At 64.7% G+C, this 2,041-nt stretch carries 2 protein-coding genes; both read right to left on the reverse strand.

Annotated features, from left to right (window positions below; translation table 11 throughout):
- On the reverse strand, positions 1-1,557 hold a 1,557-nt coding region (locus tag B4383_RS26070), incomplete at its 3' end, for a transposase (protein ID WP_139361068.1).
- Positions 1,544-2,041 (reverse strand): tyrosine-type recombinase/integrase (locus B4383_RS26075; protein ID WP_176138505.1); only part of this gene is annotated, 498 nt, incomplete at its 5' end. The genes B4383_RS26070 and B4383_RS26075, both read right to left, overlap by 14 nt.

Below are 2,041 nucleotides of genomic sequence, written 5' to 3' on the forward strand. Positions count from 1 at the left end.
ATCGGTCAACCGGTGGACCTTGTCGAGTTTTTGTAGCGAGTTCAGGTAGGAGCTGTAGGGCCGTGCCCGCTGTCCCTGATGTTGATGCAGCATCCCCACAAACAGGTATTTGGAGCTCACGCCGGGGTACTGCTGGGCGAGCCAGCGCTGCTGCTCGGCGATGACCTCCACGACAGCTTGTTCGACCAAGATAGTGGGGTCGACGCCCTCGACTTTGGTCTGCTGATAACGCAGCCGCGCCACGAACGTATCGGTGTCGCCGGTGGCGGGCCGTTCACGGCCCGGAATCGCGGTGAGCGGCTCATGATCGAGCATCAGGATTTCCGAGGCCCGCCGCCCGGTCATCGCCTGCAGCAGCCAGGCGCGCGCCGCTTGCGGATCGCCTAGACCGGGCACAACCGAGATGGCCCCGTCAGGGTGGGTGAGCACCACTCGCCGGGATCTGTCGGCGCCCAGGACGTCCAGGTAGGCCAGCATCCTTTGTAGATCGGCGGTGCTGTACCAGGTCAATTCGCGGTGGCGCTTAGTCTTGCGCGGCGCGTATGTCGGCGACCATAGCCGGGTGTGGGCGGTGGTGAGGTCTTTCCAGCGCTGATTGCCGGTGCCGGCGGCGGCGTCGGCGGCGTGGTCGTACATGAACGTGTAGAAGGACTGCACCTCGTATTGGATCTCGGCGACCATGTAGTCGGTGAGCCCGCCGGGTTTGGCGGAGGCTTGCGGGCTGCGCAGATAGTTCAGGAAGTCCAGGAACATCTGGCGCAGGGTGTCGGGGTCGTCGGCGATCAGCGGGTCGTCGGCCAGCGCCTTGGTGACGCAGAAGGTGCCCAGTTGTCGACCCAGGTTACCGCTGCGAGAGATGGCTGTTGTCCAGGTGAACAGTTGATGAGTCAGCGCGGTGCGCATCCAGAATCGCAGCCCCTCGCGCAGCCAGTTAGGTTGAATGCCAGCGAGTTTGAGTGCTTGATCGTGGCGGGGTTCGTGTTCGCGCTGGGGGATGCGCGGATCGATGCGCAGATCCCATAGATCATGGGACCACCAGGGCGCACCGCCGCAGCGCACCGAGAGCAGCACATATAGCTTGTCGACGGTGTACTGAAAATTGCGGCGATACCCCGGGGTGGGCAGACGCCCGTTGCGGCGTTCGAACAGCAGCACCCCGTGCCGGATGATCTCGGCGGCGTCAAGATCGAGCAGGCTTTCCGGGGGGCGCCCGTGGCCGTGCTGATAGTCGGCGATTGCTGACGGTAGGGTCCGCAGTAGCCATTTGAGGTCGCCAGGATCGATGCGGCACAGCCCTTCTCGCCAGCAGGTGTACACCCACCAGGCCAACTCGTGGGCGAAGCGGGGCGGCCCCGTCGGGGTGAAGTCGTAGGGTTCTCCGTCAGCGCGGGGCCGGTAGTACTTGTTTGGCGTGAATACCTCGCAGGCCGGTGCCGCATCGATCCGGTATGCCGGTGTGCGCCACTGCTCGGGCACTTGGGCCCATTGCTGCTCCCAGGCCGCTGGTGCGGACGCTCCGGTGCCCCGACGGGGCCCGGATCGGTTAAGTGGGGTCATCATGTAGCCCTTTCCACCCGGCCGCGAAGCTTTTCCACTGCGCCAGCGTGCGCATCTCGGCGTCCTCGGTCACCCAGCCGTACGTTGAGAGCGTGGTTTGCATGTCTTGATGACCTAGGCGCCGCATCACCACATGTGGCGGTACCCCCGACAACAGCAACGCGGTGGCGTGGGTGTGACGCAGCCAATGCGGCGACCACTGCTGCGGTAGGACACCGCGGGCACCCTTGGTGATCGAGCGGACCTTGGTGTACACCGATTCTGGTCGCAGCGGCGCGAACAGTGGACCGCCGGCGAGGTTGACGAACACGAAATGGGTGTTCAGGTTCTCAACGAGTTCGTCGGCGCCGACATCGACGAGCTGCCACACGTACGCCGAGTACAGCGCTTCCAGATCGTCGCCGATGTAGATGCGGCGGGCGCCGCCTTTGACCCGCACTCCGTGGGGATGGTCTTGGCGGGGCACCACCTCGATCCATGGGGT

This window comes from Mycobacterium sp. D16R24 (assembly GCF_002013385.1).
Classification (GTDB): domain Bacteria; phylum Actinomycetota; class Actinomycetes; order Mycobacteriales; family Mycobacteriaceae; genus Mycobacterium.